Source organism: Streptomyces sp. NPDC017993, assembly GCF_044328065.1.
In the GTDB taxonomy this organism is placed as follows: Bacteria; Actinomycetota; Actinomycetes; order Streptomycetales; family Streptomycetaceae; genus Streptomyces.
In genome coordinates this window covers 302,451-326,500 of record NZ_JBIRGO010000006.1, presented here as the reverse complement: position 1 = coordinate 326,500, position 24,050 = coordinate 302,451, and the positions used below count along the sequence as shown (strand labels likewise).

General features: G+C 70.6%; 25 protein-coding genes. 18 read left to right on the top strand and 7 right to left on the bottom strand.

What is annotated here, in order from left to right; translation table 11 throughout:
• Positions 1 to 469 precede the first annotated feature (469 nt).
• Positions 470 to 781, top strand: a complete 312-nt coding sequence (locus ACH4FH_RS13460; protein WP_398555939.1) for a hypothetical protein — start codon at positions 470 to 472, stop codon at positions 779 to 781.
• 65 nt (positions 782 to 846) lie between these two features.
• Here the strand turns inward: ACH4FH_RS13460 and ACH4FH_RS13455 are convergent, their stop codons facing one another.
• Positions 847 to 1,518, bottom strand: coding sequence for a hypothetical protein (locus ACH4FH_RS13455; RefSeq protein ID WP_398555938.1), 672 nt, complete (start codon positions 1,516 to 1,518; stop codon positions 847 to 849).
• A 274-nt stretch (positions 1,519 to 1,792) separates the two neighbouring features.
• Between ACH4FH_RS13455 and ACH4FH_RS13450 the strand changes: the two genes are divergently transcribed.
• Positions 1,793 to 2,170 carry a hypothetical protein gene (locus ACH4FH_RS13450; protein WP_398555937.1) on the top strand — a complete coding sequence of 126 codons (378 nt, stop codon included), beginning with the start codon at positions 1,793 to 1,795 and terminating at the stop codon, positions 2,168 to 2,170.
• A 146-nt stretch (positions 2,171 to 2,316) separates the two neighbouring features.
• On the opposite strand, the gene ACH4FH_RS13445 is transcribed toward ACH4FH_RS13450, so the two are convergent.
• The gene (locus ACH4FH_RS13445) at positions 2,317 to 2,742 is read right to left on the bottom strand and encodes an SRPBCC family protein (protein WP_398555936.1); all 426 of its coding nucleotides are present in this window, start codon (positions 2,740 to 2,742) and stop codon (positions 2,317 to 2,319) included.
• Positions 2,743 to 2,939: 197 nt separating this feature from the next.
• On the opposite strand from ACH4FH_RS13445, the gene ACH4FH_RS13440 reads away from it, so the two are divergent.
• The 4 genes from ACH4FH_RS13440 (at position 2,940) to ACH4FH_RS13425 (ending at position 7,718) form a co-directional block, all read left to right on the top strand.
• Positions 2,940 to 3,254, top strand: a complete 315-nt coding sequence (locus ACH4FH_RS13440; protein WP_398555935.1) for a DUF4326 domain-containing protein — start codon at positions 2,940 to 2,942, stop codon at positions 3,252 to 3,254.
• A 348-nt stretch (positions 3,255 to 3,602) separates the two neighbouring features.
• Entirely contained in the window at positions 3,603 to 5,066 is a 1,464-nt protein-coding gene (locus tag ACH4FH_RS13435) for an SDR family NAD(P)-dependent oxidoreductase (RefSeq protein ID WP_398555934.1), read from the top strand.
• A gap of 378 nt (positions 5,067 to 5,444) precedes the next feature.
• Positions 5,445 to 7,241, top strand: a complete 1,797-nt coding sequence (locus ACH4FH_RS13430; protein ID WP_398555933.1) for a coagulation factor 5/8 type domain-containing protein — start codon at positions 5,445 to 5,447, stop codon at positions 7,239 to 7,241.
• 240 nt (positions 7,242 to 7,481) lie between these two features.
• A complete protein-coding gene (locus ACH4FH_RS13425; protein ID WP_398555932.1) occupies positions 7,482 to 7,718 on the top strand; it encodes a chaplin in 237 nt (78 codons plus the stop codon).
• A 149-nt stretch (positions 7,719 to 7,867) separates the two neighbouring features.
• On the opposite strand, the gene ACH4FH_RS13420 is transcribed toward ACH4FH_RS13425, so the two are convergent.
• Both ACH4FH_RS13420 and ACH4FH_RS13415 read right to left on the bottom strand, forming a co-directional pair.
• Positions 7,868 to 9,136: an acyl-CoA dehydrogenase gene (locus ACH4FH_RS13420; protein WP_398555931.1), complete on the bottom strand. Its 1,269-nt coding sequence runs from the start codon at positions 9,134 to 9,136 to the stop codon at positions 7,868 to 7,870.
• Positions 9,137 to 9,566: 430 nt separating this feature from the next.
• Positions 9,567 to 10,025, bottom strand: a complete 459-nt coding sequence (locus ACH4FH_RS13415) for an RrF2 family transcriptional regulator (RefSeq protein WP_393891249.1) — start codon at positions 10,023 to 10,025, stop codon at positions 9,567 to 9,569.
• Between the two features lie 226 nt (positions 10,026 to 10,251).
• On the opposite strand from ACH4FH_RS13415, the gene ACH4FH_RS13410 reads away from it, so the two are divergent.
• On the top strand, positions 10,252 to 10,509 hold the full coding sequence (locus tag ACH4FH_RS13410; RefSeq protein WP_398555930.1) for a hypothetical protein: 258 nt from the start codon (positions 10,252 to 10,254) through the stop codon (positions 10,507 to 10,509).
• A gap of 184 nt (positions 10,510 to 10,693) precedes the next feature.
• On the opposite strand, the gene ACH4FH_RS13405 is transcribed toward ACH4FH_RS13410, so the two are convergent.
• Positions 10,694 to 11,356, bottom strand: a complete 663-nt coding sequence (locus tag ACH4FH_RS13405; protein ID WP_398555929.1) for a transglycosylase family protein — start codon at positions 11,354 to 11,356, stop codon at positions 10,694 to 10,696.
• A gap of 800 nt (positions 11,357 to 12,156) precedes the next feature.
• Between ACH4FH_RS13405 and ACH4FH_RS13400 the strand changes: the two genes are divergently transcribed.
• The 10 genes from ACH4FH_RS13400 to ACH4FH_RS13355 all read left to right on the top strand — a co-directional run bounded on the left by ACH4FH_RS13400 (position 12,157) and on the right by ACH4FH_RS13355 (position 21,826).
• Positions 12,157 to 12,291: a non-oxidative hydroxyarylic acid decarboxylases subunit D gene (locus tag ACH4FH_RS13400; RefSeq protein WP_398555928.1), complete on the top strand. Its 135-nt coding sequence runs from the start codon at positions 12,157 to 12,159 to the stop codon at positions 12,289 to 12,291.
• Between the two features lie 404 nt (positions 12,292 to 12,695).
• Positions 12,696 to 13,307: a flavodoxin family protein gene (locus tag ACH4FH_RS13395; RefSeq protein WP_398555927.1), complete on the top strand. Its 612-nt coding sequence runs from the start codon at positions 12,696 to 12,698 to the stop codon at positions 13,305 to 13,307.
• Between the two features lie 46 nt (positions 13,308 to 13,353).
• The gene (locus tag ACH4FH_RS13390) at positions 13,354 to 14,784 is read left to right on the top strand and encodes an amidase (RefSeq protein WP_398555926.1); all 1,431 of its coding nucleotides are present in this window, start codon (positions 13,354 to 13,356) and stop codon (positions 14,782 to 14,784) included.
• Positions 14,785 to 14,908: 124 nt separating this feature from the next.
• The gene (locus ACH4FH_RS13385) at positions 14,909 to 15,913 is read left to right on the top strand and encodes a methyltransferase (protein WP_398555925.1); all 1,005 of its coding nucleotides are present in this window, start codon (positions 14,909 to 14,911) and stop codon (positions 15,911 to 15,913) included.
• 32 nt (positions 15,914 to 15,945) lie between these two features.
• Entirely contained in the window at positions 15,946 to 16,596 is a 651-nt protein-coding gene (locus ACH4FH_RS13380) for a thermostable hemolysin (RefSeq protein WP_398555924.1), read from the top strand.
• The gene (locus tag ACH4FH_RS13375) at positions 16,583 to 18,151 is read left to right on the top strand and encodes an AMP-binding protein (protein ID WP_398555923.1); all 1,569 of its coding nucleotides are present in this window, start codon (positions 16,583 to 16,585) and stop codon (positions 18,149 to 18,151) included. The genes ACH4FH_RS13380 and ACH4FH_RS13375 overlap by 14 nt, the downstream gene beginning before the upstream one ends.
• Complete coding sequence (locus ACH4FH_RS13370; protein ID WP_398555922.1) at positions 18,148 to 19,083, top strand: TauD/TfdA family dioxygenase; 936 nt, start codon at positions 18,148 to 18,150, stop codon at positions 19,081 to 19,083. Before ACH4FH_RS13375 ends, ACH4FH_RS13370 begins: the two co-directional genes overlap by 4 nt.
• Positions 19,080 to 19,757 (top strand): O-methyltransferase, encoded by a 678-nt coding sequence (locus ACH4FH_RS13365; protein WP_398555921.1) that lies wholly within the window; start codon positions 19,080 to 19,082, stop codon positions 19,755 to 19,757. The genes ACH4FH_RS13370 and ACH4FH_RS13365 overlap by 4 nt, the downstream gene beginning before the upstream one ends.
• A 282-nt stretch (positions 19,758 to 20,039) precedes the next feature.
• Positions 20,040 to 20,567, top strand: a complete 528-nt coding sequence (locus tag ACH4FH_RS13360; RefSeq protein ID WP_398555920.1) for a nuclear transport factor 2 family protein — start codon at positions 20,040 to 20,042, stop codon at positions 20,565 to 20,567.
• Positions 20,564 to 21,826: an amidohydrolase family protein gene (locus tag ACH4FH_RS13355; RefSeq protein WP_398555919.1), complete on the top strand. Its 1,263-nt coding sequence runs from the start codon at positions 20,564 to 20,566 to the stop codon at positions 21,824 to 21,826. The genes ACH4FH_RS13360 and ACH4FH_RS13355 overlap by 4 nt, the downstream gene beginning before the upstream one ends.
• Positions 21,827 to 21,845: 19 nt before the next feature.
• Here ACH4FH_RS13355 and ACH4FH_RS13350 read toward each other — a convergent pair whose 3' ends face one another.
• Positions 21,846 to 22,355 (bottom strand): MarR family winged helix-turn-helix transcriptional regulator, encoded by a 510-nt coding sequence (locus ACH4FH_RS13350; RefSeq protein ID WP_398555918.1) that lies wholly within the window; start codon positions 22,353 to 22,355, stop codon positions 21,846 to 21,848.
• 159 nt (positions 22,356 to 22,514) lie between these two features.
• Between ACH4FH_RS13350 and ACH4FH_RS13345 the strand changes: the two genes are divergently transcribed.
• Positions 22,515 to 23,336 carry a hypothetical protein gene (locus ACH4FH_RS13345; RefSeq protein WP_398555917.1) on the top strand — a complete coding sequence of 274 codons (822 nt, stop codon included), beginning with the start codon at positions 22,515 to 22,517 and terminating at the stop codon, positions 23,334 to 23,336.
• A gap of 202 nt (positions 23,337 to 23,538) precedes the next feature.
• Here the strand turns inward: ACH4FH_RS13345 and tnpA are convergent, their stop codons facing one another.
• Positions 23,539 to 23,967, bottom strand: coding sequence for an IS200/IS605 family transposase (gene tnpA, locus ACH4FH_RS13340; RefSeq protein WP_398555916.1), 429 nt, complete (start codon positions 23,965 to 23,967; stop codon positions 23,539 to 23,541).
• Positions 23,968 to 24,050 lie beyond the last annotated feature (83 nt).

The following is a 24,050-nucleotide window of genomic DNA, read 5'->3' as shown; positions in this document are numbered from 1 at the left end:
GAGGGACCGTCAGTGGGCTTGCCGGACCGCAAACACGCTGGCCCGCCTCGCGAACGGCACCGGAGCCGGTTCCGCGGCAAGGAGCGTCAAGGGCGCGGCCACCTGCGCAGGCGTCACTTCCGTCACAAAATTCGTGTCGTAGCCCCGGCACGCCTCCTGCGGCTCCGGCCGTCCCCTCGCGGACGTAGCCACCCTCGCTCACCAGCGTGCCGCTCCGCATCCGGAGCGCCGAGCCGGTGACCGGAATTCCCCCCTCATCCGTTCACCTCCTCCGTCCGAGGCGTGGATCCGCACCCTCGGAACGTGGCCTCGCCGGCCGGGTTCGACGCCCTTTCCGCGACGTCGTTTCCCAACTACACGAAGATCACCTGTAGTTGGTGGAATGCTCCGGCGGATTCCGTTGGCGGCCTCGCGGAGATGCGCCGTACGCTCAGTCCTCTGGTGGGATCGAAGGGCGGGGGGCAATTCGATGGATGTGTACCGGAACGGGACGAAGGTCGGCTCGGTCGAAGAGGACGGCACGGTCCGGCACGGCGGATGGCTGGGGGAGAAGGCCGGCAAGGTCGAAGAGGACGGCACCGTCCGACGTGGCGGATGGCTCGGCGAGAAGGTCGGCCAGGTCAAGGATGACGGCACCATCTGGCGCGGATGGGGAGAGAAGGCCGGTCACATCAAGGAGGACGGCACGGTCTGGCGAGGCTGGGGGGTCAAAGTCGGCTTGGTGAAGGACATGACCGACATCAAGAAGGCCGGCGGCGCAGCGCTGCTCCTGCTGCTGTGAACGCGCTCCGCACAAGCGGCGCCCACTTCCCCTACCGCCCGCACCACGCGTAGCGGGCGAAGCGATCAGTACAGCTCGGACGCGGACGGGGTGATCGCCGCTTGCCGGTCCTGTGTGGTGTAGGCGAAGTTGAGGACCGTACGCCGCAGACCGGAGCGGCGCAGCGGCGTCACGCGGTGGGCGGAGACATCGCTGCGCAGCAGATACCCGTCACCAGGCCGATGGTGGGCCACGCGGGCCGCGCCCGTCGTCAGGGCTTCCAGACCCGTCGCGTGCGGTACGTGCTCCAGGAGCCCGCCGTCGGCCGGGTCGTCCGGTGCTTCCATGAACAGCACCAGGGCCACCGGATAGTCGTCGGTGTGCGCGCCGTGCGTATCGCCCCGCTGATGCAGGATGTTGATGACGTGCCGTTCGAGCGGGTCGCGCACCCCGACGGCTTCCCATCCGGCGATCGCGCCCACGAGGCGGATCAGTTGACCGTCGCGGTACACGCCGGCGATCAGCTTCGACTCCTCGGCGATCAGGTGCCCGCCGAGGGTGGTCATGTGGCGGGGCGAGTGACCCATGGACGCCATGGAGAAGTCGCGCCGCACAGCGAGTTTCTCCAGCCGCCGCACCTCGGTCCGGAGAGCCGACAGGCCGTCGGGGCAGACCAGTTGGGGTAGTGGCACGTAGCAGTCCGCCGCGAAACGGGCGCGCAGATCAGGGGAGAAGTCAGGTAAGGAGAGCACGGCCATCGCACTACCCCCCTCCCGATCGGGACAACCCCGGGCGCCGAGCGGAGAGCGGATTGCCCCGGCAAGCCGTGCGTCCAGCCCCGGCTCCGGCGGCATCGGCGGATAGCAGAGGGAATCAGATTCGTACCGGGGCAGCGCGATATTTGTACCGGCGAAACAACAGGCCGCGCACGATGAACGGGGCCGGCCGGTGACGCGTACCCCCCGGCGTCCGCTCCGGGCCCGGAGCGGACGCTCCCATGGGGGCGTAGTTCCGAGACGTGAGGAGGGGCCGATGAGCGACCCCGGCAACCCAGCGCTCCGCAACGACTCCAACCAGCCGCAACTGCGCGGCCTGCCCGATGGGGAGGCCGAAATCCGCCTGGTGCTCCGCCTGCAGTGGGAGGACGTCGCGGCGCTCGGCCAGGCCGCGGGGCGGCTCGCCGCCCAGCTGCAGCGCCCGGTGACCCTGGACGAGGCCGCGAGCCACCGGCTGCGCACCCGGCCGCAGGCGGCCCACGCCAAGACCGCGGCACCCCAGACCTCGGCACCCCAGGAGGGCCGGCCGCTCCCCGCAGTCGCTCCCAGCGGTGGAACACCTCTGACGTCGCGCTCTCCCGGCGAACAGGCTCGGCAGGCGATCGAGAAGATCAACGGAACCGCCGGTTCTTGAGCCCTTTCCGATCGGTCGAGCGTGCCTTCCCCGCGCGCCCACTGCACCGGCGCCCGTCCTCCGCACAGAACTCCGCGGTGAACGGGCGCCGGTGGTGCCGTTGCCGGTGGTGTCGGCGTTGATCCACGCCGGCAGGCGGTGACAGGTCAGGCCGCCGCCGTGGCCTCCGCCAGCTTCTGGAATTCGCCGAGGTCGTAGTTGGTCAGTGCGGAGTCGAGGTTGGTCACAGCGCCCAGATGTTCCACGAACCCCTCCGGTTCGTACTCGATCTGGAGAGTGACCCGGCTCATCTCGTCGCTGAGACGGTGGAAGGTGACCACTCCTGCGTGATGCACGCCCTGCGTCGTCTTCCAGGCGATCCGGTCCTCCGGGACCACCTCGGTGAGTTCGGCGACGAATTCCTTGTCCGCGCCGGGGAGCGAGAGCTGCCAGGCGAAGCGGTGCTCGTCGATGCGCTGGACGGCCCGGACATGGCTCAGGAACTTGGGCCAGAGCGAGACATCGCTCCACAGCGCCCAACTCACCGCGACGGGAGCCTTGATGTCAACGGACTCAAGCAGGGAGGACGACATGCTGGATTCCCTTCTCCGGAGGTATCTGCGTTCCTGCGAAGCCGCGTACCCAGAGGTTCACGTCGTATCCGGCCGGCTGTCGGGTTGTCGCCCCGGCGGTCAGGTGGGACATCCGCGGAGTTGCTCACCGTCCTGTCCGTGGCGCGGCGGGGTGGGTTCGCGATGCCGTCCGTGCTCGGCAGCGCGAAGATGGCGGCATGAGCACCAGTGTCGTCAACCTCAAGGGCCACCGTGATGATCCGGAGTACGCCGATGTGGTCTACGTAGGCCGAGCGATGCACCGGGGCGGCTGGCACCTGAAGGCATCGCCGCTGGCGAGCCCCTTCCGCCCCGGGCCGGACGGCAGCCGGACCGAGGTCCTGGAGAAGTACCGCGCGTACCTCCTGGAACGCCCCGACCTCCTGGCGCTTCTGCCCGAACTGCGCGGGCGACGGCTCGGCTGCTGGTGCCTGCCCGAGCCGTGCCACGCGCAGGTGATCGCCGAGCTGGCCGACACGGGGGTGGCCGGATAGGGAGCGGAAGGACCGCCCCTTCTCCTCGACGTCCGGCGTGGCGGCAGAGCCCATGGCGGGGCCGAGCAGCGCGGCGAGACCAGCATTCATGCGCGGATTCTGCCGCCGCCCGGCCCTGGCGGCGGCCACTTTTCGTGATCGCCGCCACCCCGGCGAACCCGGTCCGCGCGGGGAAGGCCGGGCTCCGTCGAAACAGCGGACAGTGACGGGCCGCATGCGCGGCGGACTCGTGCGCGGCGAGCGGCGTCCCTCAGGGCTCCGGGCGGGTTTGGCGGAGGCGCCTGCGCTTACGTAAAGTTCCGCCGGAGCTTGAATAGAACAGACGATCCCAGGAAAGCGGCAGCGGCGATGACGGTGACTGAGGAAGGCCGGGCCGATGGCGCGGGTATCGACTCGGAGCGGATGGCGGTCTGCCTGAGCGTGCTCGAAGAGCTCGACCAGCTGCCGCTCGACCACCCGGACGCGATCGCCGTGCGGCGGGCCACCGCCGGTATCTACCGGACGGTGAAGCAGCGCCGCCGTCAGGAGCGCCGGGCGGCCAAGTCGGCCAACGACCGGGCGGTGACCGAGGCCACGGCCACCGGGGCGGCCGACCGGATCGACGACGAGACCCTGGGCCTGGCCCTCAGCAGCTCCGTCACATCCGAGATAGCCGGAATCCTGGAAAGGCCCAGGTCCTGCTACGTCTGCAAGAGCCGGTACGTCGAGGTCGACGCGTTTTACCACCAGCTCTGCCGCCCCTGTGCCAAGGAGAACCTGGCACGCCGCGACGCCCGCACGGATCTCACCGGGAGGCGCGCGCTGCTCACCGGCGGTCGTGCCAAGATCGGCATGTACATCGCGTTGCGGCTGCTGCGTGACGGTGCTCACACCACGATCACCACGCGTTTCCCGAGCGACGCCATCCGGCGCTTCAAGGCGATGCCCGACAGCGGGGACTGGCTGCACCGGCTGAAGATCGTCGGTATCGACCTGCGGGACCCGTCCCAGGTCATCGCGCTCGCCGACTCGGTGAGCAGCGAGGGCCCGCTCGACATCCTGATCAACAACGCCGCGCAGACCGTCCGCCGCTCGTCCGAGGCCTACAGCCAGCTGATCACTGCCGAGTCCGCGCCGCTGCCCGCCGGTGAGCTGCCCGCCTCACTTGTCATCGGTCACTTCGGCAGCGGTGCCCCGGCGGCCCTGCCCGCCGCCTCGACGGCCGGCCAGGGCGCGCTGAGCGCCGAGAGCCTCACCGCCCTCGCCCTGACCAGCGGCTCGGCCTCGCCCGCCCGGATCGAGGCGGGCACGGCGATCGACGCTGGTGGGCTGGTGCCGGACCTGCACGCGTCGAACAGCTGGATCCAGAAGGTGGACGAGGTCGACCCGGTCGAGCTGCTGGAAGTCCAGCTGTGCAACATGACCGCGCCGTTCCTGCTCGTCAGCAGGCTGCGCCCGGCGATGGCCGCGGCCGCCGCACGCCGCAAGTACGTGGTGAACGTATCGGCGATGGAAGGCCAGTTCAGCCGCGGCTACAAGGGCGCGGGCCACCCGCACACCAACATGGCCAAGGCCGCGCTGAACATGCTGACCCGCACCAGCGCCACGGAGATGCTGGAGACCGACGGCATCCTGATGACCGCGGTGGACACCGGCTGGATCACCGACGAGCGTCCGCACCCCGACAAGATGCGCCTGGCCGAAGAGGGCTTCCACGCCCCGCTCGACCTGGTCGACGGAGCGGCCCGGGTGTACGACCCGATCGTCCGTGGCGAACTCGGCGAGGACGTCTACGGCTGCTTCCTGAAGGACTACTCACCGACGGCCTGGTGATCTCCCGCGACTGACCGGGCTCCCACGGCCCTCCCACCGCCTTGCGGTCGCTGCCGCCCGCCACCCCTGTCACGCAGGGGCGGCGGGCGGCGCGCGTACGTGACCCGCCCGGCGTCCTTCCCTTGTCAGGCCGGCATCTCCCTCTGCGTGTCTCAACACCTCCTGAAGGCGGGCTCGTTACGCGCGAAGCCACCCTTCCCGGTCAGCAATGACTACCAACTGCCGCAAAAGACACGTTACTTGGGGCAGACCTCCAGAGAATATCGAGGACTCTGGGCACAACACTTGACGCACTGTTCACACACGATGAACATTCCTCGGGCAAGAGAGCGCTCCCTTGAACTTCAATCGTTCACTTCCTGAATAAGGAGAGCTTCCATGCCCACACCCCCCACCGACGCCACGACCACAGGCACGCCGGGCCCCTCCCGCCGCAGAGTTCTGGCCGCGATGGCCGCCGCGCTCCCCGTCTCGGGCCTCCTGGCCCTCGGCGACAGTCCCGCGTACGCCGCACCCGCCGCGAAGGCGCTGCCCGGCGGTGGCGACCTCGGCCCGAACGTGCTGGTCTTCGACCCGTCCACGCCCAACATCCAGGGCAAGCTCGATGAGATCTTCAAGCAGCAGGAGTCGGCTCAGTTCGGCACCGGCAGATACGCCCTCCTCTTCAAGCCGGGCACCTACAACGGCCTGAACGCCCAACTCGGCTTCTACACCTCGATCGCCGGTCTGGGCCTGTCACCGGACGACACCACCTTCAACGGCGATGTGACCGTGGACGCCGGGTGGTTCAACGGCAACGCGACGCAGAACTTCTGGCGCTCCGCCGAGAACCTCGCGCTCAACCCGGTCAACGGCACCAACCGCTGGGCGGTCGCACAAGCCGCGCCCTTCCGTCGAATGCATGTCAAGGGCGGCCTGAATCTCGCGCCTGACGGCTACGGCTGGGCCAGCGGCGGCTACATCGCCGACAGCCGCATCGACGGCGCGGTGAGCCCGTACTCCCAGCAGCAGTGGTACACCCGCGACAGCTCGGTCGGCAGTTGGAGCAACGCCGTGTGGAACATGGTGTTCTCCGGCGTCGAAGGCGCCCCCGGACAGACCTTCCCCGACCCGCCGTACACGACGCTGGAGCGCACTCCGGTCTCCCGCGAGAAGCCCTTCCTCTACCTGGACGGGAGCGAGTACAAGGTCTTTCTGCCCGAGAAGCGCACCAACGCCCGGGGCACCACGTGGGGCAATGGAACGGCGAGGGGGGAATCCCTGCCCCTCAGCCAGTTCTATGTGGCCAAGCCCGGTGTCGACGCCGCGACCCTCAACGCCGCCCTGGAACAGGGCCTCCACCTGCTGCTCACGCCGGGGATCTACCACGTCGACCGCCCCATCGACGTACAGCGCGCGAACACGGTGGTCCTCGGGTTGGGCTACGCCACCGTCATCCCGGACAACGGTGTCACCGCACTGAAGGTCGCCGATGTCGACGGCGTGCGGCTCGCCGGACTCCTGATCGACGCGGGCACGGTCAACTCCACCACACTGCTGGAGATCGGCCCGGAAGGTGCTTCCCGGGACCACGCCGCCAATCCGACCACGGTCCAGGACGTCTTCGTGCGCATCGGCGGCGCGGGCCCCGGCAAGGCGACGACCAGCATGGTGATCAACAGCAACGACACCATCGTCGACCACACCTGGGTCTGGCGCGCCGACCACGGCGACGGCGTCGGCTGGGACACCAACCGGGCCGACTACGGCGTTCGCGTCAACGGCGACGGGGTCCTGGCCACCGGCCTGTTCGTCGAGCACTTCAACAAGTACGACGTGGAGTGGCACGGCGAAGGGGGCCGCACGATCTTCTTCCAGAACGAGAAGGCGTACGACGCCCCCAACCAGGCCGCGATCCAGAACGGCAGCATCAAGGGCTACGCCGCATACAAGATCGCCGACTCGGTGACCACCCACGAAGGGTGGGGCATGGGCAGCTACTGCTACTACAACGTGGATCCCACCATCCGCCAGGACCACGGCTTCCAGGCGCCGAACACCCCGGCGGTGAAGTTCAACAACCTGCTCGTCGTCTCCCTCGGCGGAAAGGGCCAGTACGAGCACGTGATCAACAACATCGGCGCTCCCACCTCGGGGACGTCGACGGTCCCCTCCACCGTGGTCTCCTACCCCTGACCCTCTGATCCCCTGACCGCCTCGTGCGGTGCCGCGCCGGGGCGGACAGCTGCTGGCGGCGGCCCACGGCCCGAAGCCGAGACGGCCGGCCGACGGCTGAGGGAACATCGATTCGACGGCCATCGCGCGCCCTGCCGCCCGCCCTGTCGCCGCGCCCACGCGCGGACCAATGCACCACCTGCGCATCTGTCCCGTTGTCGGATTAGCTGTCCGATCCACCCAACCAATGGGAGACCACATATGCGTATCCGAACCGCTGTCGCGGCCACCGGCCTGGCCGTCGGCTTGATTCTCGGTGGTGCCGGCGGCGCCGTCGCAGACTCCGGGACCCACGGCAGTGCCAAGAAGTCACCGGGATTCCTCTCGGGCAATGTGATCCAGATTCCGTTCCACATCCCGATCAATATCTGTGGGAACTCCGTCAACTTCTTCGGGGCCCTGAACCCGGCGGTCGGCAACAGGTGCGTCAATAGGTAACTCGACATCACGGTGGTGCCGTGACAACGGCGTCACAGCACCACCGCAGGCTGACCGCAGCGGCAGTATCGCTGCACGGGCGCCCCGTCCCCCGGGTGGCGGGGCGCCGCTTGGCGTCCGCTGGCCGTTCGCCGGCCGGAGAACGGGTGTCAGGCACGCAGCGTCAACGCGGGGTGCATGCCGTTCAGATAGTGATCGCCGATGTCGCGAAGGCTGTGGGACGGGGAGCCATGTGCCGTCAGGACGCGCGCGTTGCGCCAGAACCTGTCGAATCCCGGGCCCTCGGCGGCGGAGTCGGCGCCGTCGGTGAGTTCGAGGATGCGCGTGGTGATGTGCATGACGGACCTGTTGGTGACCGCCTCGGCCGCGGCGACCAGCACGGCGATGTCGGCACGCGCGTCAATGCCCAGTGCCCGCCCCGTGAGCAGCCCCTGGGTGAGCGCTTCCGTTGCCCGCTCGACGACCGCGGCCGCGGTATGGGCGGCCGTCACCAGCTCCCCGTAGGCGAGGAGCAGATACGGGTCCCCTCCGGGCCGGTCCAGGTACTCGCCGTGCTCTGCGCCCCCATGCGGCCAGCTGCGCGGCGCGATGCGATTGATGTCCCGTGCCTCCGCGAGCGCGCCTTCGGCGATTCCGAGGCCCACGTGCAGCAGGACGAGCCGGAGCGCGAGCGGCGCGAGCGAGGCGAAGGGCGAAATGGCGTGTTCGTCGCGCGGGACGGGCCCGAGGACATGATCCGCGTGCACCGGGACATTGTCGAAGTCGATGCTGCCGGCCCCCGCGAGCCGCTGTCCGAGACGGTCGTTCGCCGGCTCGGCCAGCACGCCGGGATGTGCGGGGTCCACGACCACGAGCAGCGACTCGCCGGTGTCGGTGCACACCGCGGCGAGGGCGAGCCGGTCGGTGACGGCCACACCGCTCGCGAAGGCCCGTCGCCCGTTGAGAACGTACCCGTTGTCGGTCGGCGTCAGCGTGAGATCGGGGCCGGCCTCGGTTTCCAGGACGGCGGTGTCGCCGCCCCACAGCCACTGCTCGGACCCCGCCCGGTATTCGAGACGGGCGGCCTTCTCGGGGGTGCTGAAGAAGCGGGCGCTCCACGACAGCACGTAGTGGCGGCCGAGGAGTTCGCCGATGGAGCTGTCGGCCGTGGCGATCTCACGGATCACCGCACAGGCCGTGCGCCAGTCACTGCCGTGCGGGGACGGGCCCGGCGGCATCAGCAGGGCCGGCAGACCGGCCTCGCGCAGGCGGGACATCTCGTCGAAGGGGGGCTTGCCGGCCCGGTCGCGGGCGAGCGCGTCGGCGGCGAGATCATCCGCCACTTCCCGGGTGACGCGCGGCCAGATCCCTTCGTCTGCTTCGTCTGCCCGGAGGTCGGCCGGGGAGAAGCTGGTCGGGACTGTGGGCTGCTTCGGCATGGCGCCGGTCACCATCCTGTCGGGTGTGTCTGGCGCTGGGGGAGGCCGAGGCAGCCCCGGGCGGGGTGGGGTGGGGCAGTGGGGTGTGCCGGGAAGCCGCCGGCCGGTTGCTCGTCCGACCGGCCGAGCCTCGGGTGACGTTCGACGGCCTCATGGCCTCCGGCCGGAGAAGGGCCGTCGCCGGCGGGACACGCGGAGAGCGTCTGACGGGCGGTCCGGACCGAAGCGGACGCGGCGGCCGGGCCGTTGAGCCCGGGGGCGGAAAGGATGCGCGCTCTCACGACCACCTCACGGATTCCCTAGTTTTCCCACTGAATTAGTAGGGAATGATGATGCTCCCGTGCCCCGGTTCGATCAAGAGGGTGCTCAAGGCGTGGACGACCCGATCTCGGCATCCGGACTCCGCCCCGGAAGCGTGCGCGATGCGCGCCTAGGGATTCGTCCAGGAGGCCGGGTCCTCGGCCAGCGCGGATACCCGTACGGGCAGCTCGGCCGAGGCGACGTCGGCCAGTGACACACCCTCAAGGATTTGGCGCACATTGGCCCGTAGCGCGACCCAGAGCGGCAGCAGCGATTCCGCGGGCCCGGTGTAGGAGAGCTCCGGCGGCCTTACTCCGCGTACCGACACCAGGGGGCCGTCCACTACCCGGACGACATCCGCGATGCTGATGGACTCCGCGGGCTTGGCCAGCCGGTAGCCGCCGTTGCCGCCCCGCTGGCTGACCACGAGGCCGCCCCGGCGCATGTCGTTGAGGATGCCTTCGAGGAACTTGTGAGGAATGTCCTGAGCGTCGGCGATGGCCTCGGCCTTGAGGGGCTCGGCCTCCCGGGCGGCGGCGAGTTGCAGTGCGGCACGCACCGCATAGTCCGCTCTGGCTGAGATCCGCATGGCCGCATTATCCCGCACCTCACCGGCGGCCTGCCGCCGGGCCCGCCCGCCGTGAGCAGGGGAGCTGCGGCGAGTTGCCTCGCGTGCGGGAGCCCGTGGGAGCAGGCTGTGGGCCGTCCACCTGCCCTGAGCCGTGGAGCGCCGGCTGCGCTCGCCCGCCCGCAAGGCGTCCGGAGTGCGAGCGGCGAACCGACCAGGGCCCCTGCACCGAAGGAGAAGAAGCGACGTGGCCGATGACGCGATCGATGGCTTTCTGGACCTGCTCACCCCGGATAACAGGGCGTGGCTGGAGAGCCGCCCCCGGGATGAGCAGGTGACCTGCCTGACACGCCACCTGGAGGTCATGGAGGGGGAGAAGGGCAGCGGCCCTGAGCTGCACGACGTCCTCAATCCCGACACCGAAGGGGTGGCGCTCGGCGATCTTCAGGACCCGGAGAAGGTGGCGAACGCTCTTGTGCGTCAGGAGCGGGAGCGGCGGGCGTAGCCACTACGGCCGGGGCGCACGGCTTCTACGTGGCGTGGCGTCACGCGAGGCAGGCCGTCCGCGGATCCGCGGACGGCCTGCCTTCCCCTCCTGGGAGCGCTTCCCCGCCTGCCCCGCCGGCTCGGGAACACCCTGGAATTCCCGAGCCGGCGGGCGATGGCGATTCCGGGTGCCCGGAAGAATTTCAGCCGGCGCCGGAATGTCGTACGGCCAGTCGCATTCCGGGGTGAATGAGATGCGGGTTCGCACCGATCACCTGACGGTTCATTCGGTAGAATTCCCGCCAGCCCAAGCCGTGGGCGTAGGCGATACCGCTCACGGTGTCCCCGGAATTGACGACGACCGAGCCGCCGCGGACCGGATGGGGCCGCGCCTTGTGCTGCTTCTGGGGCAGCGGGCGCCGCACGCGGTCGCGGTCCGGCGCGGTGGCCGGCCGGCGCGGCGTGCCGCCGTCGGTGGCCGAGTTGAGTCCCAGCGAGTTCGAGCAGGCGGGCCAGGCGCCCCAGCCCTGCCGGGCCAAGACCCGTTGCGCCACCTGGATCTGCTGCTCCCTGCTCGCCCGTGACGCCTGTGACGCGTACGCGCCGCCGCCGAAGGAGCGCCAGGTGGAGTCGGTGAACTGCAGCCCGCCCGAGAAGCCGTTCCCGGTGTCGATATGCCAGTTTCCTCCGCTCTCGCACCCGGCCAGGCGGTCCCACGTCCCACCGCTCCCGGCCTCGGCCGTCCCCTCGGCTGCCAGGTTCAGCGTGCCGGCCGCCAACAGGACCGCCGCCGCCGTGACGCCCCGGGCCCCGAGGCCCCGGAATTCGCTACGAGCGGTCGTTTGCGATACCTGAGGAAATCCCATGTGCTCTGCTCCCGTCGATTGCCGCGCCGTGCTGCGGCGGCTGTTCGGAATGGCTGCCTTTGCGGTTCCGTGCGGTCGAATTGCATGTCGTACGTGATATCCGCCCGGCAGCAGGAATGTGACGAGGAGGAGACAACCACGGACGGAGTTCGCACCGGCAGAGCGCGCAGGAGCGCCTTCGAATCCCGGCCTGTCCCCTTGACGCCGGGACACCGGCGAAGTCTGCGCAGGACGTGCCGGTCCGCCGAGGAGGGGCGCATGCCCGGGGACGGAGGTACGAGATCCGTGTGCGCCGTTCCCGCCTGCCCGCTTCGGGGGCGTCTGTGAGGGCGCATCCGCCGGGGTCGGTGCACACGCGCTGCGGGGGTCCCCATGCACCGCGCACGGTCCCGGTACGGCGCAACAGCCCGAGCCTTCCGAGGGGTTTCGGCCTGCTGGGCAGGTGTACGCGTGTGGTGCGGTGGGAGTGAGCCGATGCGAACAGGGCGCGCCCGCGGGGCGTAGGGCCGGTCGCGATACGCAACCGGCGCGCCCTGACGCCGCAGCGGCCGGACCTGCGTCGCCGAGGGCCTGGTGCCGAGCGTGTCCGCGCGGAACTCCAGTGGCGTGCGGACGGATCTGCCGGAGGCCGCGGAGCGGGTGGACCGCCTGAAGTCCCTGATCACCGCCCGCTGACGCGCCCACGACCGTCAGGAGTCCACCATGATCTGCCCCCGTTGTGCGCACGGCACCGTAGAGGCCGTCGCCACCTCCCGGCCCCCGGAGCCTGGGACGTCCTGCAGAGCGTCCGCTGCCTGTACATGTGGCGCACCATCGAACCGGCGCGCCGCACCCGGCGTGCGTCGTACCCCGCCGAGTTCCGGATGACCCAGGCGGACATCGACGGCGCTCCGGAGGTCCCGGCGATCCCGTCCCTGGACCCGAGCGGCACTTGACCGCCGGCGCCCGCCGTCGGGTTCGCCGAAGCGGCAGTTCACGCCGAATGCGGTGAAGTCCCTTGTCCTGAAAGTGATTTGACGGGACATCGGCTCTGCGGAAGGGGCTTGCTGGTCTCGTCAGGAAGTGTGCCGTGGTGCCCGATTTCGCCTGGCGGCGCCGCGGGTGCGGACTGTCACGGGTCCGGCGCCCCGCTGTCCGGCGTGACGCGCCGGGGTGAAAGGCGTCACGGCCGCGGCGTGAGGCGTCCGGCCAGTGGCTTTACCTGTTCTTTCCAGGGGCTTGGCCGGAGGCGCTTGCCTTGGATGTCCGGGCATGGATAGCGTGACCAACGCCTAAAGCTTTCAGGACAGCTTTAGTGAAAGCTAAACATTCCGAGCGGTCACTCCGGTGGGGGAGAAGAATGCAGATCAAGGTTGCGGTGGCGTACCACAGTGGATACGGCCACACCGCAAAGCAGGCCGCCGCCGTCGCGGCCGGCGCGGAGAAGGTGCCTGACACCCAGGTGCGTCTGGTCTCCCTCGCCGAGCTGAACGACGAACTGTGGGACGTCCTCCAGGAGTCCGACGCCATCATCTTCGGCACGCCGACCTACATGGGTGGCAGCAGCGCCGTCTTCCGCACCTTCGTCGAGGCCACCAGCCAGGTCTGGGGCGACAACATGCGCTGGAAGAACAAGATCGCCGGTGGTTTCACCAACAGCGGCAACATGGCGGGGGACAAGCTCAACTCGCTCATCGACATCGCGCTGTTCGCCGCCCAGCACGGCATGATCTGGGTCGGCCTCGCGGAGTACGGCGGTTGGAACACCTCCGCGGGCAGCCCGGAGGACATCAACCGGCTCGGCAGCTGGCTCGGCGCCATGTCCCAGTCGAACAACGACGAGGGCCCCGACGTCACCCCCGGCCCCAGCGACCTGCGCACCGCCGAGGTCCTCGGCCGCCGCATCGCCGAGACCGCCCACATTCACCGGGCCGGCCGCGCGGCGGTCGACTTCCAGGAGGTCGCCGGCTGACCTGCCGCGATATCACCTGAGGCGTTTCGGACGGGGGGGACCCGAAATGAACAGCCGGCAGGACCTGGCGCTGCTGGACGCGCATGCGCAGTCCGAGTTGGTCCGCAGTGGCGCCGTCAGCCGAGAAGAGCTGCTCGAAGCGGCGATCGCCCGCATCGAGGCGGCCCGGCCCACGGTCAACGCGGTGCCCATCACCAGCTATGAGGCGGCCCTGAAGCGGGCAGCCGGACAACACGCCCTGGCGGGGCCGCTGGCCGGGGCGCCGTTCCTGCTCAAGGACCTGGGCGCGGGGTGCGCGGGGCTGGAGTCCACCCAGGGCTCCCGGCTCCTCGCCGGCTTCGTTCCGGCACGGGACAGCACCTTGGTGGAGCGCTTCAAGGCCGCCGGTCTGGCGATTCTCGGACGCTCCAACTCCGCCGAGTTCGGCGTGCTGCCCACGACCGAACCGCTGCACCACGGCCCGACCAGGAACCCCTGGGACCTCACCCGGTCCGCCGGCGGCTCCAGCGGAGGCGCCGCGGCCGCCGTCGCCGCCGGACTGGTTCCGGTCGCCCACGCCAACGACGCGGGCGGCTCCATCCGCATCCCGGCCTCCTGCTGCGGGGTGTTCGGCCTGAAGCCGACCCGGGCGCGCACCCCGCTCGGACCGGACATCGGGGACCTCATGAACGGCCTGGCGAGCGAACATGTCGTCAGCCGCTCGGTGCGGGACAGCGCGGCCGTCCTGGACCTCATCTCCGGCCCGGCGGTGGGGGACCCGTATCCGGCGCCGCCGCTGCCCGCACCGTTCGCCGACGCCCTGACGGCACCGCCGCGCGCCCTGCGCGTCGCCTTCACCACCCGGCCCGGCACCGAACCGCTCGACCCCGTCTGCGTACAGGCCGTCGAGTCCGCGGCCCGGCTCTGCGCCGAACTCGGACATGAGGTGACCGAAGACGCGCCGGGCCCGGTGATGCCCGACGTCGCCGCGGCGTTCCTCGACGTCTGGGCGGCCGGTGTCTCCAGCGCCCTCACGGCACAGAGCGCCGTCGCGGGGCGCAGGCCCGACGCCGACAGCGTGGAGGAGCTGACCTGGTGGCTCCATGAGCGGGGGCGAACGCTGGGCGCCGCCGGCTACCTCCTCGCCATCGGCCACCTCCAGCGCACCGCACGAAGCGTCGCCGCTTTCCACGAGCGGTACGACGTGCTGCTGTCCGCCGTCACCTCCCGTCCCGCGCCCGCCCTGGGCGCGTTCGCCCACGGCACCGCCGAGCAGCAGCTCGACCGCGCGCTGGGCTTCGCCCACGAAACACCCTTCGCCAACCTCACCGGCCAGCCCGCCATGTCCGTACCCCTCCACCGCGACCCGGCGGGCCTGCCCGTCGGTGTGCAGTTCACCGGGCGGTACGGCGACGAACACACCCTGCTCGCCCTCGCGGCGCAGCTGGAGCGGGCTCGCCCCTGGGCGCACCGGCTCCCCCCGGCCCCGGCCGGCTGACGCACCCGCACGTCCGCGCGTTTCACCACCTTCACCGTGTCCGCGGCACTCCGCGTGCATGGCACATCCCGGGCCGCCGCGTCCTGCGCGGCCGCCCCCTGCCAACTCTCCGAGGAGATCAGCCATGTTCAAGACCACCACCGATGCCGAGCTGGCGGGCAACCCGATCGACGAGGTGATCGGCTCCACCATCCGCTACGCCGCGCTGACCACCGCCGCCAAGCTCGGCATCTTCACGGCCCTGGAGGAGGGCGGCCCGATGACCCTCGACGAACTGGCCGAGGCGATCGAGGCGAGCAGCGACGGCACCCGAGCGGTCGCGGACGTCGCCGCCGTCCTGGGCTGGCTCACCCTCGAGGACGGGCGCTACGGCAACGGCCCGCTCGCCGAGCGCTGGCTGAGCAAGAACGCCGAATACGACTTCACCCCGGCGCTGCTGTGGGCGTACGAACTCACCAACGTCATGTGGGAGCTGCCGCAGGCCGTACGGGACGGCAAGCCCGCCCAGTCGCTGTGGGACCGTTGGGCGGACAACCCCGAGGCCGGGCGCGACTTCTCCGCGTACATGCGTGTCAAGTCGCGTCTGACCGTGCAGTCCATCGTCGACGCCGTACCGGTGCCGGAAGGGGCCCGCCGCCTCCTCGACCTGGGCGGCTCGCACGGACTGCACACCATGGCCATGTGCGAGCGCCACCCCGCACTCTCCGCCACCATCCTCGACCTGCCCGAAGCGCTCGCCGACACCGGCACCGCCATCGAGAAGGCCGGCCTGTCCGACCGCATCGCCCTCCAGCGCGGCAGCTTCCTCAGCGGCGACCTGGGCACCGGATACGACGTGGTCTTCCTCTTCGAGATCGTGCACAACCACACCGAGGAGGAGAACCGCGACCTCGTCGCACGGGCCGTCAAGGCGCTGCGCCCCGGCGGCAAGCTCGTGGTGCTGGAGGACGTCCGCGGCGAGCAGCTCGACGAGCACAACGCGGCCTTCTCGCTGGCCATGTACGCCTGCTCCGGCGACCGCACCTACAGCCTGCCCGAGATCTCCGGGTGGCTCACCGGCGCGGGCATGGCGAGCGTCGAGCGCATCGCGCTCCCCTCATCCGTCTCCTTGGTCGTCGGCACCAAGTAGAGCCGACAGCCGCGGAAGGGGGGGGAATCACCGTGCAGATCGATCTGGCACACCGGTCGACCAGCTCATGGCTGGCGGCCGCGGACCTCGCGCGCGAGGTGTACGCCCAGGCATACGGCGCCGATGTGGCGCCCCGGCCCGACTCGTTCATCGTCGCCCGCCCGGCCCGCGGCGGGGCGGAGGAGCCCTGCGCACCACTGGCCTGCGCAGGGCTCACCTTCGGCGGGGACCAGCCGTTGTTCTCCGAGCGGTACCTCGACATCACCGTCGAGGCCGCCGTCACGGCCCACCTCGGGGCCGAGGTCGACCGCAGGCGGGTGGTGGAGGTGGGGGCACTGGCCACGCGCCGCGCCTCGGTCGGCCGGGAACTGATCCGGGCCACCCCGATCATCGCCTGGTGCCTGGGCATGGAGTACATCCTGTGCACCGCCACCAAGAGCCTGATCACGACGCTGGGCCGGACCGGCATCTGCTTCACACCGTTCGGGCCCGCCGACCCGAACCGGCTGTCGCCCGCCGAGGCGGCGCAGTGGGGCTCCTACTACGACCAGGATCCGCAGGTCGGCGTCATCGCACTCAACGCCCTGGACCGGCTGTTCTCCGACGCCACCGGGCGCTACTCCGTCACCGACCTGCAACTGAGCATCAGCGCCATGGGGGTGGCCACGCATGCGGGTCATTGAGCAGAGCCTGGCCGAACACGCCGAGTCGCGACGGCCGCTCATCGAGGTCCTGGGGGAGGACGGCGCCCCGGCGAGGGTCTTCAGCTACCAGGAGGTGACGCGCCGGGCGGCGGAGCTCGTCGCCCGGTTCGGTCAGGGCTACGGCCGGCCGCTGCGCGTCGGCGTGGTCTGCGGCAACACCCCCGAATTCGTCATCGCCGACCTCGCGTTGCTCGTCGCCCGCGCGGTCGAGGTGCCGGTACCGCTCGCCTTCTCCGCCGAGCAGGCCGCCGGGCTGCTGGCGGAATGCGACCTGTGCGTGGTGGACGCGGCCGGTGAGGCGCGCCTGTCGCAGTGGGGACGAGGCCGAGTCCTGCGCTCCGACTGCGAGGTGCTCCCGCTGTCCACGGACACCCCCGCTCCGACGGCGCCCCTGGGGCAGGCCGGGCCGGGCCACGCGGGCTGGGAGTGCAAGGTCATCCACACCTCCGGGACCACCTCGCGTCCCAAGGGGGTACGGATCAGGGCCCAGGCGTTGGACGAACTGCTGGGATCGCTGCGCGCGGTGATGCCCCGCGGCGCCTTCGCCCGCTATCTCTCCGTCGTCCCGCTGAGCCTGCTGATCGAGCAGGTCACCGGCCTGTACATGGTGCTGCTCGACGGCGGGACCCTCGTCCAACTGCCGCCCGGCAAGGCCCTGGTCGGCACCGCGGCGGCCGCGGCCACCGACGTCCTGCCGTATGTGACGGTCGCCCGCCCGACCGCGATGGTCGCCACGCCTGCCCTGGTCGACGCCTTCCTGACCGCCGCGGACGAGGCCGCCGGCAGCGGACGCGCGGTCGCCCCGGCACTCTTCGGCACTCCCGCCGCGCCGCTCCTCTGCTGTGGCGGGGCGCCCGTGCACCCCGAGTTGCTGCGCCGTCTGGAGGACCACGGGCTCCCCGTCCACGAGGGGTACGGGCTGTCCGAGAACAGCTCCGTGGTCAGCTGGAACACCCCGGCGGCGCGCCGCATCGGCACCGTCGGCCGCCCGCTGCCGCACGTCCGGGTACGGATCGCCGACGACGGCGAACTCCTGGTCAACAGCACCTCGCTGTTCGCCGGCTACACCCGCGACGACCCCTCAAGCCTCATCCTCGACGCCGACGGCTGGCTACGCACCGGGGACCTGGCAGGCCTCGACGCGGAGGGGTTCATCACCATCACCGGACGCAAGAAGAACGTCATCATCACCGCGGCCGGCCGCAACATCGCCCCGGAATGGGTCGAGGCGCAGTACGCACAACTCCCGTTCGTACGCGCCGTCGCCGTCGTCGGCGACGGACTCACCGCCCTCCATGGCCTCTTCCTCATCGAGGAGTCGACCGACGTCGCACTGGCCGAAGCGGCCGTCAAGGAGTTCGGCGAACAGCACCTCTCCGAGGTGGAACGGGTGGCCGTGCCGCATATCGCCGTCGCCGACGACCGCCTCTACCGCAGGTTCTTCACCGTCACCGGCCGACCGATGCGGGCAGCAGTTCTCTCCGCCCTGTCCCAGGGAACGCTCAACACCCACGAAGGAGCAGCAGACGCATGACCACGATCGCTGACGTCCACCCCTACGGCGCCGCCACCGGCCGGCTCGTCCTGCCCGGCCGGGCCACGTCGCTCGGCGCACTGGACCCGGCCTGGGTCACCACGCTGCTCGCCGACGCGGGGTTCCTGCTCTTCCGTGGCTTCCGAGCCGACCTGGAGGAGTTCACCTCCTTCGTGAAGGCCCACTCCAGCCGGATAACCCTCGACCCGGCACGCTCCTTCCACGGCGAGGTCGCCCAGAAGGTGGACGCCGGGACGACCGCCGTCGGCCTCCACCTGGAGAACGGCAACAGCCCGTTCGGCCCCGACCTCACCTGGTTCCTCTGCGAGAAGGCGGCCTCCCGGGGCTCGCAGACCACCGTCTGCGACGGCTACCGGGTGTGGGACGCCGCGAGCGACACCGCCCGCGAGGTCTTCGGAAGCAAGGACATCATGTACAGCCGCAGGGTGGAGGAGGCCAAGTGGAAGGCGCTCGTCTGCCACCAGACGGAGGGCCGCAAGGGCATCGCCGACGTCACCTTCGACGACCTCCGTGAGCTGGTGGGCGGCGTCTCCACCACCCTCCAGCTGAACGACGACGCCTCCATCCACTACGCGTACCGCATCGGAGCCGTTCACCCCACGCTCTTCGGCACCCGCCCGTCGTGGGCCAACAGCGTCTTCGGCCCCTCCTACAACTACGAGGCCCCGCGCATCACCTTTGCCGACGGCACGGAGATCCCCGCGGAACTGATCGGCGAATTCCGCCGGCTCACGGCCGAGCTGACCGAGGAACTGGACTGGCAGGACGGGGACGTCGCCCTGATCGACAACACGCGGGTGATGCACGGCCGCCGCGAGATCCTCGACACCGACCGGACGATCTACAACGCCCAGAGCTACCTCGACCCCGACCTGCTGACCGCGGCATGGGAAGGGCGGGCCCAGGCATGACCATCGCGACCGCCGGTCTCGGTGACGAACGGGTCGCCGCCGTCCTGGACGAGATCGCGCGCACCGCCGAGTCCACCGACCCGGACGTGATGAAGCGGGCGTACGCCACCGCGGCCCACTGGCCGCAGCCGCCCACCGCGGAACAGGCTGCCGAGCTGTGCGCGCAGGCCGCCCTGCCGGTGCACCCCCAGGTCGGCGTCTTCCTGTATCAACTCGTGCGGAGTCTGCGGCCGGCTCTCGTCGTGGAGTTCGGCACCTCGTTCGGCGCCTCGACGCTCTACGCGGCCGCGGCGCTGCGCGACAACGGCGGCGGCCGCGTCATCGGCTCGGAGCTGCACCCCGGCAAGGCCGACCGTGCGCGCGGCCACCTGGAGCGTGCGGGCCTGGCCGCGTACGCCGAGATCAGGACCGGTGACGCCCGCGAGCAGCTCGCCCGGCTGCCGGCACCGATCGATCTGCTGTTGCTCGACGGGTGGAAGGAGCTCTACCTGCCGGTCCTCAAGGTGCTCGAACCCGCCCTGCGCACCGGCGCGATGGTCGTGTCCGACAACCTGCCGATGCTGCCGGGAGAGTTCATCGACCACGTCCGCGCCCCTGGGGGCGGCTATCTCTCGCAGCCGCTCCCGCTGGGCGACGGCATCGAACTCTCCCTCCGCCTTCGGCAAGCCCCTTGAGACGCGCGGGCGGTGGCGCGGCAGGATGCTGACGCGGACGCCCCGCTCCGGCCGGACCCCGGAGGCCCGGACCCCGGACGTCCGGACCTGGGCGCCCGGCTCTGGCCGGAGGGGCGACCGCGCACACCGCCCGCGGCGCCGCCCGGCCGAGCGTCCCCGCCCACACACCGACCACCGCCCTGACGGACCGCACCCGCGCTCCTCGGACCGCTCGGCCCCCGAGCCGGCCAACCCACCCACCGACCCACCCACCGACCCACACGGAAAGGGCACTCAAGACCCATGACCCGCACCCACCGCCGGACCCTGCTCCGGGCCGGCTTCGCCGCGCTGCCGTTGGCGGCAGTGGCACCGGCCGCCCGCGCCGCCGAGCGGACCGGCCGGCTCACGACCGCCGACGTGTCCAGCTGGACCGACGCCTACCTGGAGGCGTGGCGAACCAAGAACGACACGGCCGCCGTCCAGTTGTTCACCCCGACCGCCGTCTACGAGGCGGTGCCCGGCGTGCCCGACCAGACCTTCCGAGGCCGCGCCGCCATCGGGCGCTACTGGCGCGACATCACCGCGGGCCAGAGCGAGATGACTGGTCGTCACGGCACCCCGGTCGTCACCGGCGACCGTGCGGCCGTCGAACTCTGGGTCACCCTGCGCGCCCCCGCCATCAACCCCGACGGCGACCACTGGGTCACCTTCCTGGAGACCAACATCCTGCTCTTCGCCCGCGACGGGCGCTGCCGCCGCAACACGGAGTACTGGAACCTCCAAATGGGGCGCCTGGAGCCGCCCCAGGGCTGGGGCACCCCCGCATGACCGCTGCCCGCACGCTGGTCACCGGTGGCCGCGTCCTCACCATGGACCCGGCCCTCGGTGAACTGCCCGACGCCGACATCCTGGTGGAGGACGGGCGGATCACCGACGTACGCCAGGGGATCGAAGCCACCGGCGTGGAGGAGGTGATCGACGCGCACGGCTGCGTCGTGCTCCCCGGCTTCATCGATACCCACCGCCACATGTGGCAGGCCGCGCTGCGCGGCAGCGGCGCCGACCAGACCCTCGATGAGTACTTCGCGACCGTGCTGCACACCCTCGCGCCCCGGCTCACCGCAGAGGACCTCCACCTGGGGAACCTGCTGAGCGCCCTCGGCGCCCTGGACGCGGGGGTCACCACCGTCCAGGACATCTCCAACGTCGCCAAGCCCACCGAGGAGTACACCGACGCGCTGCTGGACGCCCTGACGGAGTCCGGCCTGCGCACCGTCTTCGCCTACGGACACGGCTCGGCGCAGGACGCCCGGCGCGTGCGGAAGGACCGCCTGCACTCCAAGGACGGTCTGATCACCATGGCCCTCAACGCGGAGAGCGGCGGGGACGAGGCCACCTCGCGCAGCTGGGCGCTGGCCCGTGAACTGGACCTGCCGACCGCCCTGCACGTCAGAAGCGGCCAACCGGTCACCCGGCTGAGCCGTCTCGGAGTCCTGCGCCCCGGCACGGTGTTCATCCACGGCACCGGAATGGAGGCGGGCGAGCTGGCCCTGATCCGTGACAGCGGTGGGGCCCTGTCGATCGCGCCCGCCATCGAAATGACCATGGGCCACGGGTTGCCCCCGTTCGCCGCGGCGGCGGCCGCCGGCCTGCGGCCGAGTCTCAGCGTGGACGTCGAAGTCGCCGCGCCGAGCGATATGTTCACGCAGATGCGGGCCGCCTTCCAGGTCGGTCGATTCGCCGCCCTGCAAGGCCACGCCGGCCCCGACGCGCCGTTGCTCACCGCGCGGGAGGTTCTGGAGTTCGCGACCATCGGCGGCGCGGAGGCGCTGGGGATGGCGGACCTCACCGGCTCCCTCACCCCGGGCAAGCAGGCCGATCTGCTGGTGCTGCGGACCGACCGGCCAGGGGTGGCGCCCCTGCATGACGCGACCGCGGCCGTCGTGTCGTCGATGGACCGCGCCGACGTCGACACCGTGCTGGTCGCGGGACGGATCGTCAAGCGGGACGGGCGCTTGTCGTACGCCGGGCTGCCCCGGCTTCTGGCACGCGCGGAGGAGCTGCGCAGCAGGCCGTCCGGCCGCTGATGCCGCGCGGGTCGTCGCCTCAACGGCGGATCAGCACGCCGTCCTCGATGGCGGCGAGGGCGATGCGCAGCTGCTCGCTGAGGGCCTTGGCGGTCCGTTCGGGAATGCGCTCGACGAGCCGGGCGTGCACGGCGGTGGTGGCGCGGACCGCCGTCTCGGCGGTCGCCACCCCGCTCGGGGTCAACTGCACCCAGCTGCTGCGGGCATCGTCCTCGGCCGCCGCGCGTGTCACGTAGCCGGCGGCCACCAGACGCTTGATGACATTGCTGGTGCCGCCGGAGGACAGCAGCAGGGCGTGCGTGAGGTCGGTCGGCTTCAGGCGATACGGGGTGCCGATCCGTCTCAGGGTGGCAAGCACACCGTATTCGGCCTGGGTGAGACCGAGCTTCTCCAGCTCGGCCCCGGCGGCGACGTCGAAGGCGGACACGAGGAGCGCGGATCGCTTGGCGAGTTCCAGAGGGAGACCGGCGATTTCCGGCAGTTCGTTCCCCCACGCCGAGATGATCTCGTCTACGTGGTCAGGCTCCACTGTGAACCGCCTTTCCTCTTCCGGTAGCTCAGTTCAAAGGTATCTCACCTTCCAGTTAGGCATGGGCTGACCTGGGGAGACCATGTGCTCGTCAGATGTAGACACCGTGAAAAGCTTTTACTATAGCTTTCTCGAATGCTTTCTCTGTATATTTACCTCATGGTGAAGCCGAAGTCGAGACGCGCGTGGGCAATGGGGGTGATCCTGGCTCTGGCCGGTGTCACCGCCTGTGCCGGCGGGGAGACGGTCAGGGCGCCGAAGCAGGGCGAGGTGGCCGAAATCCGGCGCCCCGCCGAGGAAGGAGCAGCCGGAATGCGAGAGTTCAGCGCCGCGGCGGCCCCGCTGCCCTCCTGCTTCCGTGGCGTCCGGGGCGCCGCCGCGTATCACCTGCCGGGCTCCTCCGGTGACGGCCGCCTCGTCACCCTGGGATCCGGCCCCCGTGGCGTCGCCTTCGCCCCCATCTCCTGGGGCGACGCCTGCGAGTGGGCCGCGGAGGCCAAGCGGCTCGCCGCTGCGGGCTACCGCGTCGCCACCTTCGACTGGGGCACCGACCGCCGCCGGACGGTCACCGACGCGACTCGGCTGCTGCGCTCCCGAGGAGCCGAGCGGGTCGCGTGGGTGGGCGGCTGCATGGGCGGCACGCTCATGCTCGGCATGCTGACAGGCCGTACCGGTGGCGCCGACGGCACCGACCGCCCGGCCGGCGTCGCCGGCATCAGCCCGCTCGCCTCGCTGGGGGGCTACGCCTCGGGCGAGGGCACGTCCTACGACGGCGAATTGCTCCTCCTGGGGACCGTCGACGACCCGCTCGCCGACGAGGACCGGCTGAGGCAGGTCGCCAAGGGATTCCCCGAGGCGAAGGTCAAGGTCCTGCCCGGCACCCTCCACGCGGCCGAGATCTTCGCCGGACCGCACGGTGACACGGCCCGTCGCACCCTCGACGGCTTCCTCGACCGCACCTTCGCCCGGGAAGGTAGCTGACCGGGAAGCTCTACCCCGCCCGGCCCACCGACCCTCGCACGCCGCCGTGCCGCCGCCACCCCTCAACTCCCGCCGCACGAGCCGACCCGAGCGGTTCTACCTCTGATCTTGCGCAGTGCTCTGCCCTTTAGGGTGGGGGTGAAGCGCATCTTTGGCACGGAGGCGCGGAGCGCCGGAGTTCTCTGCGTCTCTCGGTGAACAGTCAGGTGCGTCGTTGCTGATTTTCGATGTACTGGCGGACGACGGGCAGTGGTGCGCCGCCGCAGGAGCCTGCGAAGTAGGAGCCGGACCAGAAGTGTCCGCCCCAGAGGTATCGGCGGACGTGGCTGTCGTACTCCTGGCGGAGGTAGCGGGAGCTGACGCCCTTGAGGGAGTTGACCAGCTTGGAGAGCTGGACCTTGGGCGGGTAGTGCACCAGAAGATGGACGTGGTCCTGCTCGCCGTTGAACTGCTTCAGCTCAGCCTCGAAGTCCGCGCAGACCTCGCGCATGATCTCCTCGCACCTGGTCAGCATCTCGTCCGTGAAGGCCCAGCGTCGGCACTTGGTTACGAAAACCAAGTGGACGTGGAGGTCGTAGACGACGTGACGTCCTGTGCGAACATCGGGGTTTGGGTGCCATCGGGGTGGCACAAATCAAACGATATGGTGATCGCATGAGTAGCGAACTTGTGTGGGAGAAACGGCAGTTCGGGCATCGTGCCCGTCTGGCGCTG